This is a genomic window from Komagataeibacter intermedius TF2, assembly GCF_000964425.1.
Lineage (GTDB): Bacteria > Pseudomonadota > Alphaproteobacteria > Acetobacterales > Acetobacteraceae > Komagataeibacter > Komagataeibacter intermedius.
In genome coordinates, this window is sequence record NZ_BANF01000027.1 from 21,774 (window position 1) to 35,379 (window position 13,606).

At 57.5% G+C, this 13,606-nt stretch carries 26 protein-coding genes; 2 read left to right on the plus strand and 24 right to left on the minus strand.

Features of this window, described 5'->3' with window-relative positions:
- Window positions 1-2: 2 nt before the first annotated feature.
- From B7449_RS04555 to B7449_RS04655, 19 genes are all read right to left on the minus strand, one after another.
- Window positions 3-1,229, minus strand: coding sequence for a PBSX family phage terminase large subunit (locus B7449_RS04555; protein ID WP_048883329.1), 1,227 nt, complete (start codon window positions 1,227-1,229; stop codon window positions 3-5).
- 2 nt (window positions 1,230-1,231) lie between these two features.
- On the minus strand, window positions 1,232-1,729 hold the full coding sequence (locus tag B7449_RS04560; RefSeq protein ID WP_209426708.1) for a terminase small subunit-like protein: 498 nt from the start codon (window positions 1,727-1,729) through the stop codon (window positions 1,232-1,234).
- 30 nt (window positions 1,730-1,759) lie between these two features.
- On the minus strand, window positions 1,760-2,323 hold the full coding sequence (locus tag B7449_RS04565) for a hypothetical protein (protein WP_244465741.1): 564 nt from the start codon (window positions 2,321-2,323) through the stop codon (window positions 1,760-1,762).
- A gap of 42 nt (window positions 2,324-2,365) precedes the next feature.
- Window positions 2,366-2,740 (minus strand): hypothetical protein, encoded by a 375-nt coding sequence (locus B7449_RS19670; protein ID WP_148431308.1) that lies wholly within the window; start codon window positions 2,738-2,740, stop codon window positions 2,366-2,368.
- Between the two features lie 351 nt (window positions 2,741-3,091).
- Window positions 3,092-3,661, minus strand: coding sequence for a hypothetical protein (locus tag B7449_RS04580; RefSeq protein WP_048883339.1), 570 nt, complete (start codon window positions 3,659-3,661; stop codon window positions 3,092-3,094).
- Between the two features lie 93 nt (window positions 3,662-3,754).
- On the minus strand, window positions 3,755-3,979 hold the full coding sequence (locus B7449_RS04585; protein ID WP_048883340.1) for a hypothetical protein: 225 nt from the start codon (window positions 3,977-3,979) through the stop codon (window positions 3,755-3,757).
- A 333-nt stretch (window positions 3,980-4,312) separates the two neighbouring features.
- Complete coding sequence (locus tag B7449_RS04595; protein ID WP_048883344.1) at window positions 4,313-4,600, minus strand: hypothetical protein; 288 nt, start codon at window positions 4,598-4,600, stop codon at window positions 4,313-4,315.
- Between the two features lie 3 nt (window positions 4,601-4,603).
- On the minus strand, window positions 4,604-4,843 hold the full coding sequence (locus B7449_RS04600) for a hypothetical protein (RefSeq protein ID WP_148431310.1): 240 nt from the start codon (window positions 4,841-4,843) through the stop codon (window positions 4,604-4,606).
- 2 nt (window positions 4,844-4,845) lie between these two features.
- The gene (locus B7449_RS04605) at window positions 4,846-5,061 is read right to left on the minus strand and encodes a hypothetical protein (protein WP_244465742.1); all 216 of its coding nucleotides are present in this window, start codon (window positions 5,059-5,061) and stop codon (window positions 4,846-4,848) included.
- A gap of 68 nt (window positions 5,062-5,129) precedes the next feature.
- On the minus strand, window positions 5,130-6,635 hold the full coding sequence (locus tag B7449_RS04610; protein WP_048883350.1) for a replicative DNA helicase: 1,506 nt from the start codon (window positions 6,633-6,635) through the stop codon (window positions 5,130-5,132).
- On the minus strand, window positions 6,632-6,847 hold the full coding sequence (locus B7449_RS04615; RefSeq protein ID WP_010515785.1) for a hypothetical protein: 216 nt from the start codon (window positions 6,845-6,847) through the stop codon (window positions 6,632-6,634). Before B7449_RS04615 ends, B7449_RS04610 begins: the two co-directional genes overlap by 4 nt.
- Window positions 6,844-7,743: a helix-turn-helix domain-containing protein gene (locus B7449_RS04620; protein ID WP_082084758.1), complete on the minus strand. Its 900-nt coding sequence runs from the start codon at window positions 7,741-7,743 to the stop codon at window positions 6,844-6,846. Before B7449_RS04620 ends, B7449_RS04615 begins: the two co-directional genes overlap by 4 nt.
- 4 nt (window positions 7,744-7,747) lie before the next feature.
- Complete coding sequence (locus B7449_RS04625) at window positions 7,748-8,221, minus strand: hypothetical protein (protein ID WP_048883353.1); 474 nt, start codon at window positions 8,219-8,221, stop codon at window positions 7,748-7,750.
- On the minus strand, window positions 8,218-8,634 hold the full coding sequence (locus B7449_RS04630; protein WP_048883354.1) for a hypothetical protein: 417 nt from the start codon (window positions 8,632-8,634) through the stop codon (window positions 8,218-8,220). Before B7449_RS04630 ends, B7449_RS04625 begins: the two co-directional genes overlap by 4 nt.
- Complete coding sequence (locus B7449_RS04635; protein ID WP_048883355.1) at window positions 8,631-8,846, minus strand: hypothetical protein; 216 nt, start codon at window positions 8,844-8,846, stop codon at window positions 8,631-8,633. The genes B7449_RS04630 and B7449_RS04635 overlap by 4 nt, the downstream gene beginning before the upstream one ends.
- A gap of 2 nt (window positions 8,847-8,848) precedes the next feature.
- Window positions 8,849-9,907 (minus strand): DNA cytosine methyltransferase, encoded by a 1,059-nt coding sequence (locus B7449_RS04640; RefSeq protein ID WP_082084759.1) that lies wholly within the window; start codon window positions 9,905-9,907, stop codon window positions 8,849-8,851.
- Window positions 9,908-9,911: 4 nt separating this feature from the next.
- A complete protein-coding gene (locus B7449_RS04645; protein WP_048883358.1) occupies window positions 9,912-10,142 on the minus strand; it encodes a hypothetical protein in 231 nt (76 codons plus the stop codon).
- Complete coding sequence (locus tag B7449_RS04650) at window positions 10,139-10,432, minus strand: hypothetical protein (RefSeq protein ID WP_048883360.1); 294 nt, start codon at window positions 10,430-10,432, stop codon at window positions 10,139-10,141. Before B7449_RS04650 ends, B7449_RS04645 begins: the two co-directional genes overlap by 4 nt.
- On the minus strand, window positions 10,408-10,716 hold the full coding sequence (locus tag B7449_RS04655; protein WP_010515793.1) for a hypothetical protein: 309 nt from the start codon (window positions 10,714-10,716) through the stop codon (window positions 10,408-10,410). Before B7449_RS04655 ends, B7449_RS04650 begins: the two co-directional genes overlap by 25 nt.
- 45 nt (window positions 10,717-10,761) lie before the next feature.
- Here B7449_RS04655 and B7449_RS21000 point away from each other — a divergent pair, with 45 nt between their 5' ends.
- Window positions 10,762-10,938 (plus strand): hypothetical protein, encoded by a 177-nt coding sequence (locus B7449_RS21000; protein ID WP_159108148.1) that lies wholly within the window; start codon window positions 10,762-10,764, stop codon window positions 10,936-10,938.
- 4 nt (window positions 10,939-10,942) lie between these two features.
- Here B7449_RS21000 and B7449_RS04660 read toward each other — a convergent pair whose 3' ends face one another.
- From B7449_RS04660 to B7449_RS24285, 5 genes are read right to left on the minus strand one after another with little or no spacing between them, the layout of a single operon-like run.
- The gene (locus tag B7449_RS04660) at window positions 10,943-11,632 is read right to left on the minus strand and encodes a hypothetical protein (RefSeq protein WP_048883362.1); all 690 of its coding nucleotides are present in this window, start codon (window positions 11,630-11,632) and stop codon (window positions 10,943-10,945) included.
- On the minus strand, window positions 11,632-11,841 hold the full coding sequence (locus B7449_RS24280) for a S4 domain-containing protein (RefSeq protein ID WP_148431312.1): 210 nt from the start codon (window positions 11,839-11,841) through the stop codon (window positions 11,632-11,634). The genes B7449_RS04660 and B7449_RS24280 overlap by 1 nt, the downstream gene beginning before the upstream one ends.
- Window positions 11,838-12,245, minus strand: coding sequence for a helix-turn-helix domain-containing protein (locus B7449_RS04665; protein WP_048883364.1), 408 nt, complete (start codon window positions 12,243-12,245; stop codon window positions 11,838-11,840). The genes B7449_RS24280 and B7449_RS04665 overlap by 4 nt, the downstream gene beginning before the upstream one ends.
- Window position 12,246: 1 nt before the next feature.
- Window positions 12,247-12,420, minus strand: coding sequence for a hypothetical protein (locus B7449_RS21230; protein ID WP_167335737.1), 174 nt, complete (start codon window positions 12,418-12,420; stop codon window positions 12,247-12,249).
- Window positions 12,417-12,632, minus strand: a complete 216-nt coding sequence (locus B7449_RS24285; RefSeq protein ID WP_078523635.1) for a YdaS family helix-turn-helix protein — start codon at window positions 12,630-12,632, stop codon at window positions 12,417-12,419. Before B7449_RS24285 ends, B7449_RS21230 begins: the two co-directional genes overlap by 4 nt.
- Window positions 12,633-12,724: 92 nt before the next feature.
- On the opposite strand from B7449_RS24285, the gene B7449_RS04675 reads away from it, so the two are divergent.
- Window positions 12,725-13,093 (plus strand): helix-turn-helix domain-containing protein, encoded by a 369-nt coding sequence (locus tag B7449_RS04675; RefSeq protein WP_048883367.1) that lies wholly within the window; start codon window positions 12,725-12,727, stop codon window positions 13,091-13,093.
- Window positions 13,094-13,606 lie beyond the last annotated feature (513 nt).

Sequence of the window (13,606 nt, forward strand, 5' to 3'; positions counted from 1 at the left end):
GCCTAAATCTGGTCGTTGTCTGCTGAACTGAAAACCGGAACGGTGCGCCTGTTCTGGATTACCCCATCAAGCGCATAGCGCAGGGCGTCTATCCAGTGGTTCCACGCATCGGCAATGACAGGAAGGACTTCCTCAGTCCTCTTGTCCACCTTGTATGAATACTTCCTGAACTCTTCTGCCACCCGCTTGCATCGAGGATGAACAATAATGCGCTTGAATGACTTCAGGCGCGCCACCCCGTCCTCGACACTTCCGGGCCATTTCTTCGCCGCACTGATGCGAAACCCAAACCTGTTGGCAAGAAAACTGATCGTTTCCGGCCTCGCGCCATCCGCCTTCCACGGCCAATCGAGCGCGCCAGGTATCTGGCTCAGGACCGCGGGAGTATCGTCCAGTTCTATCCCGACGCCACCCGCCTCATGATCCACGTAAAGGCACCCATCCGACACAAAGCAACGCACCGCCGCCGTAGGGTCTTTCGCAAAACCCCAGTCAACGCCGTAGTAAAACCGCATGTCATCCGGGGTTTTGAAGTCCTCAACCGACACCCGGTTCCTGAATATGATTGCATCCGTGATGCTGACGTAATCGCCTTCCCAGATGTGCCCATATTCGTCCGGTCGCGCCCTCTGGTCCTCGATGCGTTCCGTGGGGAGGGTGCCAGAGCGAAACCACGGGTTATCCGACCAGTTCGCCCGAACAGAGATCAGGTCAGGCCGATCAGATCCCGAACCACGAAAGAAGTCATCTATTGGGTCATCCGGGCTGGCCGGGTTCCAACTGGCCCATATTTCCGAACCTGCCTTTCGCATGGTCGGACGCAGCATGCGCCACGAATAGGCACTGATCGACTGCGCTTCCTCAATCCATGCCCGGTCAAAACCCTCAAGGGACTTTATGCTATCCGCAGTATGGTTCTGCATGCCCTGAAAGATAATCAGGCCGCCACCGGGCGTTTTTATCAACTGGTCCTGCACATCAAACAGGCTGTTCAGATTGAACTTGCTGATCTTGTCCACGATCAACTGCTTTGATGATCGTTCGATGGATTTTTGCACCTCACGGATACACACCGTTCGGTGCCCCGGAATGCGCAAATGCTCCTCGACAATGCATTCGCCAAAGAAGTGCGATTTGCCAGATCCACGACCGCCGTATGCGCCCTTATACCGACGCGGCGCAAGTAGTGGTTCGAACACGCGCGCCGTTGGTATGTCGAGAGATTTCATCGTCAGTCTTTAGGGGCATCCACTATTACGCGCCTGATTTCGCTAACCTGCATGGGGCCGCCGTCCGGCCCTGTATGCTCCTGTGTCACCTTATCGCCGTATACCTTGGGGGCGCGCTTTGACATCACCCATTTCAGGGTATCGACATGCAGGCGCTTGGCGGCGGCATCCTCGGCATTTGCTGCACGTGCAACGTCAACAATTTCATCCTCGAAAGCCTCAGCAGCTCGCGCGCGTGCGTGCGCGTACCTGGCGCGGAAATCCTCATGCGCGTCGTTGTCAAGCCATTCAAATACCGTTCTTCGGCCCGGCATATGATCGTCTAGACATATCGCGCGAAGGCTTTCCCCATCCATGATTCTCGCGCAAATTTCGTCCGCAACAGCAGTTGAGAAACCAGACGGCCTGCCCGCCTTCATCTTCTCGTCCACATCACCCTCGAACAAAAAAAGGCCACCAACCGGCGGCCATTGAACGCAATTAATCGAATGTAACGACACAACATCACATTCTTTCGAAAAGTACAAGTGTTATTTTTCAGCCATTTCCTTTGACAGCCAGCACTCACCCTTTGCGCCCGTTTCTGACTGATTTTTCACCCACCGGTCATACGCCTTGAACGCGCCGGGAAGCTGGGACAGGACCATCGCACATGCCGCCGATGACCGCGTGATGCCGGTGGTGAGGCCCAGCGACGGAAAAACAATCTCCGCGATCTGCCCGAACGGCTTTTCATCAACCAGCATCAATTCGAACAACTGATGTGCCTGCCGCCCAAGATGTGACCTGACAAACGCCACCTCGCGCCACGAAACCGCGCGCAGCATCTGCCATGACACCTCGTCGTGCTTCACGGTCGTATTCATCACGTGGTTTTCGTCATATTCCACGTAATCGTTCTTGCCGAGATTGTAAGCCCGCAACCATCGTTCGGCAGCGTCCGCCGCATCCTGTTCGATATACTCGCTGTTCAACAGTGTCTTGACTGCTGAGCGCACACGCGGAGCGCCGTGCTGCAATGTCCATTCCGACCGGCGCTGGCGCTCGGGCGTGACGACTGCGTTCAAGGTTCGCTGGACTTCTTTGGTAATCATTGCAGGCATTAATATTCCACTCAGTCTATGTAACGATAAACATTAACCCCGAAGGCTCATTTGGAATGCTGCCGTCCTATTTGCTTTTCCCGGCCCAAAGACCGCCTTAACATTTATACCATCCTTCTCCGCCACTTCCTTCACAAACTGCTCTTGACCTAAGCAATCCCTGAAAGATTGGTATAATGCAAGAGACCGACCTGTATCGTCAAAATCGTTCGAAACAATAATATATTTGTGCATCGTCTTTTCGCAATCATTCCTTTCTTCTGGAATGACGTATTCACCTCTACAGTTAAACCGACCCATATTTAGAGGGGGATTCCAGCCGCTACCCTCCCCTTCCCGGTAAATATGGAATGAATTATGCCCTTTTCTGGCATTTGCCCTGTTTGCATAATTCCATTTCTTACCCATCAGAACTCAATCTCCTTATCTTCACCGGACCGCAGGGGTGCAAAAACATTGATCTCGGTCACATAGATCCCGACTGATTCAAGCCTGCGCGCTATCTCCATGGGAGATAGATCGTCACTGGTGAAATGCAGGTTGCCCTGCTGTGTTATGGTTCTCACGGTTCCGTTCACTTCTCCAACCTCCTCATAGCCGCCCTCGCATTCTTCACTGCCCTGCGGTCACCCGGCGTTCCTGCCGAGAAATAGATTGCGCCGTTACTGTGGGTCCATTTCAGGTGTCCGCCGCGTGTGACGGAAACGGACCAGCCACGCGCCTGCATTTCCTGCTGGAAGCGGCGTTGCGCGCGGGGGATCATGCCGCCACATCCTTCGCCACATCCGGGAGAAAGCCAACAACCGGACGTCCGCTCCATCCATGCTCAAACACAAACCATGCATAGGCAATCGCGCCGCCCTTGGGCGACACATCAGAGCCGCCCGGCGGCATTGACATGCGACGCGATGAAACCCACACGCGAGCAAGCGGAACCGTGGCGAACCAATCGCGGCGGCCAATCCCCTCCAGAAACGCCAGACGCAACAGCACGCAAACGCGATCCGCTGTATGTGCGAGTGCGCAGTCAATGAACTCCCGCGCTTCACCATAGGGCGGATTGCTGATGATACTATTAGGGCCAACTGCCAGTATGGTACTACGGAAATCACCAACCATATCAACCGGCCACATGCCACGATCGCAAACGTCCGCGCTCACGGTAGAAACGCCTTGATCCTCCATCTGGCGGGGAATGTTTCCGCCACCACAGCACGGGTCCATCACGGGACCAATGAACTGACGTTCGACCGACAGGAGCGCGTCAACTGCCCATGCAGGCTCTACATACCAATCGTTGGTGTTTCGTTCGTATCCTGACGCCCTCATTGCTCACACCACCAGACCATCACCCAGCAAACAGCCGATACCGGTAGGATCACGAGCAGGAACAGGGTCCAGATCAGGGATGTTACCAGGGCATCAGTCATTGCTCGTGAATCTCCCGCTTTCGTCGCGCGGGCGCTCGTATTTGGCAAGGCGCACCTCAAGCTTATCCGCCCGTTCATCGCTAGTGACCCACGCAAAAAAGTAATGCTCAAGGTCATCAAGAATGCGGAAATGAGAGGTGCGCAACTCTCCAACTTCCCGCTTCAGCCTCTCAATCTCCGCCCAAGGCCAGACGTGGCGTTTCAGGAAGCGGATCATTCGATCACCCCGCCTACAATGAAGCCGCAGACCCCAAAGCAAATTGCCGATACAAGATCGGCCGCAGCCGATGCGGGCGGCACGAACATCAACGCGCCCTGCACAGCGCAAATTGCACAGCAACTGCATATCGTGAACGCCTTCCGGCTCATAGCGCTACCTGCTTCATCTTCCCGCATTTCGTGCAGCGCTGGATGTATTTTGTCCCGATCGGTAGATCGTCCGGATTATCGAACATCCACACGGATTTCACCTCAATCCACTCATGCCGACACTTCCGCGACCAACCGAAAAGGATCAGGGCTGTGGCGGAGAGGATTACCGCGGCTACGATCATCCCTCGCCTCCCAACTCGGCCGCACGTTCCTGCAGCACATACGCATCCCAATGCAGGCTGTCCGGCGAATAATCTGGATCATCGCATGTCATTCCGTGACGTGCCGCGAGTGCTGGCATATCAATCCAGCACAGGCATTCATCATCCGCTACCGGACTGCGCGGGTCGGAACAGTTCAGCGGCAGTTCATGGATCTGCATACCAAAGGCTGCAGCCAGTTCGCCGCATGTGCTTGCCCGCTGCTGTGAACCGTCGGCCCGGACGATGTCGCAATCAACGCACATCGGTCAAATCCCCTCCAACTGAGCCAGTTTCTGAAAGCCCGTCACGCCTTCATCCGTCAGTTCGATGAACTGGCAGTTGTAACGCGAGCACCATTTTACGATTTCTCGGATGACCTCGTTGGCATCGCATCCGATAGCGCTGTGTATACCGACGCCTTGAAGCTCCCCCTCTACGGTTCGGAAACGATACGGTATGTCATAATACCCCATATTCGCCCGCACAGCGCCTTTCCCGTCACCCACGGTCAATCTCCCTCGGAACCGATCACACCGCACTCAGCGCCAATCCTCGACGCTCTCAGGGGTATGTCAGCCAGAACAGCGCGTCCGACTTCCCCGATATCGTATCCGGCCCGCATCTGGCAGATGGTTGCGGCTACGTCCCAGTTCTTCGCTGGGGCAAGGTTGGCCACGTAGTCCGCGCCGCAGCGGGTGGGCCAGATTTCGTCGGGTTTATCCATGCCGGATAATACCACCCTTGCGCGATGATTGGTACTGTTTTCGTGTTGGTTTTTAGCCATTTTCTCAGTCACCATGCCGCGCTGTCCTCGCCCTCGACCACATCGCGGAACCACGTTGTCGGGCCGTTGAACAGCATCGGCACCGTCCCGCAATCTCCCTGCCGATTTTTGGCGATGATGATCTCCGCCTTCCCTTCGGAAGACCGGATGCGCTCATGCCAGGCATCAACCCGCTGGCTGAAGGCATCCATGCTTTCGGCAGCCTTCTTGGTCGGTTCGGGGTCGCGCTGGGCGTAGTAGTGATCCCGGTAGAGCAGGAATATCCCGCTGGCGTCCTGTTCCAGATTCCCACTGTCTCGCAGGTCAGCCATAGTCGGATGTTTGTCGTCGCGCCCTTCCACGCCACGGTTAAGCTGCTGCAGGCCGAGGACCGGAACATTCAGGCTTTTGGCCAGTGCCAGAAGGTCGCTGCTGATCTCGCTGACCTCGGCATACTTCCCCTGCTTCCTGGTCGTGGGCGTGCCGCGCATCAGGCCGACATAATCCACCACGATCATCCCCAGCCCTGCTTTTGATCGTGCCATGCGTCGTGCCCGGCCATAGAGCTGCGCCACACTGATGGCCGGACGATCATCCACCACAACCGGAACCTGTTCGGCTGCCTTGCGGGCCATGAATATCCTGTCCCACTCCCGCTGGTTGAGGGGAACGCGCGGACCTTCTGATCCATCAGGATTACGCAGTCCCGGCTTCGTGCCGGTCAGCACCCATCGCAACGGCAGCCGCGAATGGGCCGAGATGATCCGGGCAGATATCGACTTGGCATCCATTTCGCCGGACCAGTAGAGGATCGGCTTCCGGGAAATCTTGGCTGCGCGAACGGCGATCCCCACACCCATGCCCGTTTTCCCCATGGATGGGCGCCCGGCCAGGAGGTAGAAACACCCCGGCGCAAGCCCGCTGGTTTCCTCATCCAGCTTCTGAAATCCGGTGCGCATGCCGATAATACCATCCCCGCGCGCCGCTGCTGCGGATGCTTCCTCCATGGCCTGATCCATTGCGGAAGTGAGGCTGGTTAGTCGCTGGTCGCCACGATCTTTCCCGAGCGTGAGGAGCGCCTGCTCAAGGTCATCAATGATCTCCTCGGGCGCTGAACCCTCAGCGGACATCGCACGGGATTTGGCCATGGCCCCAATGTCAAGCAACTCGCGGCGTAGCCACGCATCGCGGATAGCATGCCCGAAATCCCGGCACGCCATCCATCCCGGTTGGGACATGAGGATCTGCGTGAGATACGAGAAGCCGCCTACCGCATCCAGTTCGATTGCATTCTCGACGCGGGCTTTCAGCGTGACCGGCGTAGCCTCCACGCCAGATTGGATAACCTTCTCGATCTCGCCGTACAGCCACCCGTTCACCGAATTGGCAAAATGGCGCTTTTCGAGGAAATCACAGACCAGTTCATACCCGCGATTGTTCATCAGGATGCCCCCGAGAACACCCATCTCAGCCTGAATGTTCACCGGTGCGTCTGGCATAATCTCGGCATTGGGCGGGAAGATGATGCCGTTCACGCTTCCATCTCCTCAATTTCGATCAGACCCCGCATCGCGTTCAGGGTCGCCACAGCTTCCTCATGCAAACTTTCCGGGTATCCGCCTGTCCGGATGACCTCGTGGAAAGCCTCGAGCATCTTCTGGCGTGCTTCCCGGAAATGGCGCTCGGCGTACATCGGGGCGAGGTAAAGGCTGATGGACGGCGGAAAGGGGATGATTTCGGCGCTCATGCGACAGAACTCCATTCCTGCTGGAACGCGGTCCAGGACTTCGGCCGGCGCTTATGGCGCATCTCGACCTTGGTATATTCGAGGTAGGCTGCTTCCATCCGGGCAGCCGCACGGGTCGGCGTAGCCTCGGCCATCTCAGCCACGGCATTGCGGAAATAGCGCAGGGTCTTGGGAGGACCCTGATCGCGCCGCCGTTCCATCACGGCATTGACGGCCATCAGGACAATCTCGGATGCCGACTGCACGGAGTGCCCCTTGGCGGTCACGTCTGCCAGCCACTGACGAACTTCACCACCATCGGCTGCGCTAGGCATGAGGCGCGCCAGATCGTATCCGGCTGCGTCCTGAACCTGTTTGACCAGGGGTCGCCACGCCGTGTCGATCGTCGGTTCCGGCGCGCTTGCTGCGGGCTCTGGTTCCTGATGGTTCCTTTGATGGTTCCTGATGGTTTGTCGGTCATGGTGACCGGTTACGTTGTCACCATGACCGGTTACGTGGTCAATTTGACCGGTTACGTGGTCAATTTGACCGGTTACGTTTTCCTGTAGTCGGTCATCATGACCGGTTACATGTCGATTTTGACCGGTTACGTGGTCAATTTGACCGGTTAGATCGGCCGTCTCAACGGTCATTTCAAAGCCAGATGGCACCTTGAGCAGGTAGCATTTTGCCCTGAAGGAAAAGCCGACATGCTCGATCAGTGAGGCCTTTTCCAGTTCACAAAGAGCGCGCCGAGCGGTGCGGTCGCTAAGTCCACTTTCGCGGCAGATTGTCTCGAGGGCAGGCCATGCTTTGAATTGTGCATTTGCCCTGTTGGCCAGCACAATCAGAACCAGCTTTGGCGACGGCGCCAGTCCTTCCTGCATAATCGCCCAGTTGATAGCCTTTATGCTCATGACATCACCTCGCCTCGTAAAGAGGGGTCAGTGAAAGCGCGACATGCCTGCCCAATTCTGTCAGGCGGAAATATACGTTCGTATCTTCCCAACATGGGGCTTTTCCCGGATGCATAAGGCCCCTATCAACAAGCCCCAACATCGTCTTGTCTTTCGATGACGTGAAGTAATGATCGCGATAACCAGCTTTCCACGGCTCATATTCATTCAGGCCAAACGCGTGTAGCAAGCACCTCATTTCCTCTTTGGAAAGGGTGTCGGCGATAGGGTCACGATGCGGTAATACCTGGTCCTTCTCGCGCCACCGACGAGCATGGATTTCGATGATCCTTCCGCGCTCGCAATCCATTCCACGCCAGCACATCATCCGGGCCCGTCCGGCAGTATGGGCGAAGTAAATTCCCTCGCCGTCATAGCCTTCGACTGTGACACGCCACGCTTTCCGCAGGCGGGTGGGGAGATTTGTTGTCGTGCTCATGCCGCCACCTCAGTAATCGTAACAACAGTCCGCTGTTCACACAGGCGGCATTTCACGGATCGGACCTCAAGGGTCATGTGCTTGGGAGCGTCATCCACGACGAAGCCCAGACCGCGCCTGTTCTTCACGCGCTGCCGTGCGCCCGGCGTGCGGACGTTCAGGAGGCACGGCGTCGTCAGGGCATCCACCAGGAACTTCGCGCCGCCATACAGGCCGTCTGTGTCCGGCGTGCCGGTCGAATAGCGCTCGATCAGCACATGCGCCCGCTGGAACGGCTCAGAGGGACGCAGATGAAGCGCCGCGTCCGCGACCGCCCGCGCCATCTTTCGACGCATTCCAGTAAGCGCAAAACGGCTCTGGCCGATGCTGTGGTTGAGCAACGGAAAGGGTTTAGGGAGAGTGAAGGTGATCATGCCGCCATCCCCCGTGCCGGGAACGGACACGCGCGATCGCCCGGACCCAGATCCTCGTAACGCAGCCCTGTCAGTCGGACCCTGATCCACTTCCAGTTTTCCAGCCACAGCCAGTCCCGCGCCTCACGCTCGGACCGGACGTTGAATATCCCCACGAAATATGTGCCGTTCTGGTCGACGCCGGATACGCGGGTCCATGTGCGGTCAGACATTTTCAGCCTCCCGTATTTTCTTGGATTTCGGCGAACGCGCCGATGAATTCTTGGATGAAGGCCGCCGCGACTTGCGGGACGATTGCATTGCCCGCACCCCGCAGGAGGCCCACACGGCTGGGAAACCCATCAGCCAAAGGGAGAATTCCGGGTTCAACTGGCCGGAACTTGCCATCCCTACATCCGATCCAGTCAGCATTTGACCAGAAGCTGTGATGCGGATCGGCTGGTCCGCCTTCCATACCTCGCGCCCCAGAAGGCTGTTCGTCGGCACATTCTGGCACTCCCTGCCGTCTTTGTGGTCGCGGGTTGTCGGAGTGGGCCGCCCCGTCAGGCTGGCGATGTGATTGAGCGACACAGTCGCCTTCGACCCATCCGGTCTGCGTCCGGTCGGACTGGCATCCTTCGCCATCTGAGACCCGTCCGCATTGCCCTTTGTGGGCGTCGGCCAGCCTGAAAGTTGTGCATCCCTCACCAGACATGCACATCCGTGCTTCGTCCCATGCTTGGCTTTCTGACCGCGAGAGCGGCCTGTCGTGTCGTGCGCTTGAGGCGTCGTCCAACCGGACCGCCCCGAAGAACAATCTTTTGCGGATATGCGGCGCGCCGATGCCACAAGCTGGTAATACTGCCGCCCCGCAGGCGTAGCCTTCTGCTTCCAGTGCATCGAATAGATCATCGATCCATCCGTGCCTAATCGCTGCTTCAACCTGTTCCCCAAAGAGGATTGAAGGACGGCACTCGCGGACAAGATCAAGCCAGACCGGTGCAAGGTGACGCTCGTCGTCCTTTCCCCGCTGCTGTCCGGCGACAGAGAACGGCTGGCACGGTGGCGATCCCGTCCAGCATGGCAGGCGTTCGTATCCTGCGAGACGCAGGGCGAGCGGCCATCCGCCAATACCTGCAAAGAAATGGCACTGGTCAAAGTCGTGCACGTCTCCGGCGCGAACATCTCGAATTGACCTGGTATCGACGTGCCCGGCGGGCAGATGATGTCTGGCGCCGAGTTCGCGCAGCCATGCTGCTGTGGATTTGTCCCACTCGTTGTAGTAGACACGCATGGCATCAGACTTCGTCCATCAGGTAATATTCACGGGGCGGTTGGTGAACCTTGACGCCAGCCGCAAGTAAGACCTCTGGCGTGTAACCTCGCGCCGTTCGTGCATTCCGCTGCCTGCTCAGGGCCGATTTTGAAATGCCAACCCGATCTGCGAATGCCTGCGCCGTCCCCGCTTTGTTGATCGCGTGGGAAACTATGCGGTGCACATCAATGTCGGTGAGGGTGTTGCGCTTCATTCCCCGCCCCCCCGTTTCATTTCATCGGGCGCGCTGCGCGTGATCTTTACTGAAAGGTCCAAACACGCCCCGATTGCAAACAGACGCGTGCTCGCATCCTGCAGGTCGGCACGCAGTTTTTCATTCTCACGCCGAAGCGTTTCATTGTCTGCCCGCAGGCGGCGCATCGTCTCCCAGACTTCCTGTTGCAGAAAGGCAAAGCCGATCATGCCAACGCGGATTTCGACGTAGCCTTCGCCCTGGTCAAAGCCGAAGCCGCGCCATTTCAGTGTTTGGATTGCTGTAGGCATTTCCTTGTTTCTTCGACCATCTGGCCGACCTCTTTTTCCAGCTCCGGGCAATCCGCCATCAGCACGATCAGGTCATGCATGCGGGGCGCGTTCTTGCCGTAGAGCCAATTTGTGAAAGCCTTCACCGACCATCCGTGCTTGCGGGAAACCCGTTTGGCGGCATTGCGAACCTCCCCATAACGGTGCTGCATCGACCGCTTTACGGCTTCGACGCAGTCTTCGTTCGACACACGTTCTGGGGTGAAATTGGGGGAAAGATTTTCCCGAGATATTTGCATCGTCATGCTCCACATTCCGAACAGCGATGAACGGAACCGGAGAAAAACTTGTTGGAGAAACCACCAATCGAATTGGCGGACGGGATGAAGGCAGGAGACCGCACCCTGTCAATTCCGCAGATGCTGGTCCTGATGGCGCGGGTATGGGCGGCAACCCATCCCGATGCGCCAGTCGAGGTCCGGCAGGATCTGGCGGCCATGGTGGCCACGGAACTGGCGGGGCGGTGATGCATCAGACGAAAGCGGCTTCCGCTGCGGCGTGACGGGCTGCGATCTGGCGGTCACGGGCGCGGATTTCAGCGAAGGACAGAAACTTCTTTTGCTGTTTCTTCCGCTCATTGGCGATAATGCGCCGCTTGCCCTTGTCCCGATTGGAGCATGCCTTGCATGCCAGGCGGTGGCCGGTCATGATTTTATCGCCCGGCACGGCATGCTCCGCACCACATTGGCACTGGGTCAACCACATCGCAGTCCTGCCCGCACCGGGAACTGTAGCCGCGATGATAGTCCTCATGCCGAAGGTCCGGCCAAGAAGATCATCTTCGGTCGCGTGAACGGCACGCGGAAACGCACGCCCGGCCTTCGTCTGCCGTGCAATCTGCACGTACACGGCCTTGACGGAACGACCAAGACGGGAAGCTATGTCGGCCGTCTTGGCTCCTTTGTTCCAAAGCTCGCACAGGCGGTCGATGTCAGCACGCTTCCACTGTCGCGCCTTGGAAGACAGGCCCCGTTCATGCCGCACGCATACATCACACTGGACAGCAGAGCCATTCCGCAGAAGCCGGGATTTTTCCGTATGGGCCGCACCGCATTTCAGGCAACGGCATTTCCAGTGCGCGCCGCCCGAATAGCATCCAAGATAGTTGATTACTTCAAGATGTCCGAACGTCTGGCCGGTCAGGTCTATCAGGGATGCCATCACTGCACCCCCATCGTCTGCCGACTGACCACACGTTCGCCAACGCCACGCAGGGAGAGGGTCACGCCATAGCCAACAAATTCTCCGCCTTTGGCGCGATCGCCATCCACGCAGACCAGTCCGAAGCGGACAAGGGCACGCGCTTCCTGACGACAGCCAGCGAGGCCGAGGCGGCAGAGGGCCGTTGAGAGGGAGAAGGTTTTGCTCATGCGCGGGCCTCATTGTCACGGACATTGAAAGTAACCAGGGCCGCTCTACCGGCTTCGGTAATATTCGGGACGCACGTCCGTTTCGGCCTTGCCCACTCGATAGTCACGAGACCCGCCGAACAAAGGAGATCAATCGACTTGATGACAGTCGTTACGGACATGGCGATATCGAATGAAATCTGCCCCACGCTGAGGTCTGATATTTTCGACAGGATTCGCAAATCAGTATGGCGGACCAGACGGCCTCCAATCTCGTATTTCGGCTTGAGGTGCATATCCTTCGCCCATCTCTGGACATGCTCGAAATTGTCGAAGTTCTCTATGCTGGTCTGGATGCCAAACGGCGTCAGATGGCCGAGGCCCAGATATCCAGACGGCAGAACTGAAATGACCGGAGTCGCCATGTCATCGTGCCTTCACTTGCAGGAGTTTGCGGCCAGACACGGAAACCGTGCGGCGCTGTATGGACGGATTGCCCATAGTCTGGACTTCGGTGATCTTCGCGCCAGGTGCAGGGATGTACCGCCCTTCGGATGCGGAGAAGATGGCGATGGTGGTCCACGTCTTGGTGAGGTTCACCGCGCACCCTCCCCTTCGGGGCGCACGACCGTCACGCCTCGGAACAGGTCGGGGCGGAGTTCTTCGCGGGGAATGCTGAATAATGCCTCAATCGTCGGACAGTGATGAGGCGGTATTTCTCTCCAAAGAATAGGCGTCGAGTGGCGAAGGCGTAATGCTCTTGCCAGCACAGACGGGCCGCCCACGCGGCGCAGAAGTTCTTTCGGTGTCATGCCGCATGTTTGCCACACAAACACGCGGTCAGGCAAGCATATTGTTTGCCTGACAGGCACGCCATTTCCAGAAAGGAGGCATAATCCCGCGTATGATGGACAGGAAACTATTCGCTGCGAGACTGGGTGAGGTGCGCCAGAAGCGTGCCCTTGAGCTTGGCCGGAAGCTAACGCAGGCTGAGGTTTCGGATGCTGCTGGTGTATCCCGCAGTCATTTGGCTGGGGCAGAGTCCCAGCACACAGGCATCAGCTTAGACGCGGCTGTTGCTTTATCTCAATATTACAATGTTTCCTTGGACTACCTTACGGGCCTTTCGGGCGCGTCTAGTCAAGGCTACGAGAACGCCGCGCATGACGAACGTGAGGTTCTCCTCCTGAAGATCTGGCGCGCTATGAGCGACGAAGAGCGCCTCGGCCTGATGGCGCTTCTCAAGGCTAGAATCGACACCAATGCAGCCTGACCCACTACCCAATGCCCGCAGGTCTTTTGCCGCATTTCCGTTCATGGTTTCCCTTTCGTTCTCATGGAACGATAGCAGAACAAGCGAAGAGACAGGCATACGGAATTTGGATATGGGTTATGCGGAAGGTCCAAAGTCTTAACACTAACCCCATTCCGGCGGTTTTTATCCAGCGTTAACCATAGTCCGCTCGCCCACCTCCCCCAGCGTCTGTGCGTAGTTCTGGCCGTCATCGCCTACCCAGGCGCAAAACACGTGCGCACCCACCGCGTCAGATAGTCCAGCCTTTACCTGATAAAATCGCATCATGGCCTCTTGCCTCGACCTGCACACGCGGAGTTGGTCTGGCCATACGCATTCGCCCCACGGCATCTGCTGGCGGCTATAGGTTTGGATCAGGATGGTTTCGGCGGCCATGGCGAATCCTTTCAATTGTGTTCATATTATGTTCCAGCGGATTCGCGAAGAAGGTTTTTGCATGGGTGATATTTTGTCTGTTTGACGAACTTTCCT

Coding starts and splice junctions, on each gene's coding strand:
- B7449_RS04555 (WP_048883329.1), bottom strand. CDS start 1,229: ATGAAATCTCTCGACATACCAACGGCGCGCGTGTTCGAACCACTACTT.
- B7449_RS19670 (WP_148431308.1), bottom strand. CDS start 2,740: ATGGGTAAGAAATGGAATTATGCAAACAGGGCAAATGCCAGAAAAGGG.
- B7449_RS04665 (WP_048883364.1), bottom strand. CDS start 12,245: ATGGCGACTCCGGTCATTTCAGTTCTGCCGTCTGGATATCTGGGCCTC.
- B7449_RS04585 (WP_048883340.1), bottom strand. CDS start 3,979: ATGATCCGCTTCCTGAAACGCCACGTCTGGCCTTGGGCGGAGATTGAG.
- B7449_RS04630 (WP_048883354.1), bottom strand. CDS start 8,634: ATGATCACCTTCACTCTCCCTAAACCCTTTCCGTTGCTCAACCACAGC.
- B7449_RS04655 (WP_010515793.1), bottom strand. CDS start 10,716: ATGACGATGCAAATATCTCGGGAAAATCTTTCCCCCAATTTCACCCCA.
- B7449_RS24280 (WP_148431312.1), bottom strand. CDS start 11,841: ATGAGCAAAACCTTCTCCCTCTCAACGGCCCTCTGCCGCCTCGGCCTC.
- B7449_RS04620 (WP_082084758.1), bottom strand. CDS start 7,743: ATGAGCATAAAGGCTATCAACTGGGCGATTATGCAGGAAGGACTGGCG.
- B7449_RS04580 (WP_048883339.1), bottom strand. CDS start 3,661: ATGAGGGCGTCAGGATACGAACGAAACACCAACGATTGGTATGTAGAG.
- B7449_RS04605 (WP_244465742.1), bottom strand. CDS start 5,061: ATGGATAAACCCGACGAAATCTGGCCCACCCGCTGCGGCGCGGACTAC.
- B7449_RS04650 (WP_048883360.1), bottom strand. CDS start 10,432: ATGCCTACAGCAATCCAAACACTGAAATGGCGCGGCTTCGGCTTTGAC.
- B7449_RS04675 (WP_048883367.1), top strand. CDS start 12,725: ATGATGGACAGGAAACTATTCGCTGCGAGACTGGGTGAGGTGCGCCAG.
- B7449_RS04565 (WP_244465741.1), bottom strand. CDS start 2,323: ATGATTACCAAAGAAGTCCAGCGAACCTTGAACGCAGTCGTCACGCCC.
- B7449_RS04625 (WP_048883353.1), bottom strand. CDS start 8,221: ATGAGCACGACAACAAATCTCCCCACCCGCCTGCGGAAAGCGTGGCGT.
- B7449_RS04595 (WP_048883344.1), bottom strand. CDS start 4,600: ATGTGCGTTGATTGCGACATCGTCCGGGCCGACGGTTCACAGCAGCGG.
- B7449_RS04635 (WP_048883355.1), bottom strand. CDS start 8,846: ATGTCTGACCGCACATGGACCCGCGTATCCGGCGTCGACCAGAACGGC.
- B7449_RS04645 (WP_048883358.1), bottom strand. CDS start 10,142: ATGAAGCGCAACACCCTCACCGACATTGATGTGCACCGCATAGTTTCC.
- B7449_RS04615 (WP_010515785.1), bottom strand. CDS start 6,847: ATGAGCGCCGAAATCATCCCCTTTCCGCCGTCCATCAGCCTTTACCTC.
- B7449_RS24285 (WP_078523635.1), bottom strand. CDS start 12,632: ATGACACCGAAAGAACTTCTGCGCCGCGTGGGCGGCCCGTCTGTGCTG.
- B7449_RS04640 (WP_082084759.1), bottom strand. CDS start 9,907: ATGCGTGTCTACTACAACGAGTGGGACAAATCCACAGCAGCATGGCTG.
- B7449_RS04660 (WP_048883362.1), bottom strand. CDS start 11,632: ATGGCATCCCTGATAGACCTGACCGGCCAGACGTTCGGACATCTTGAA.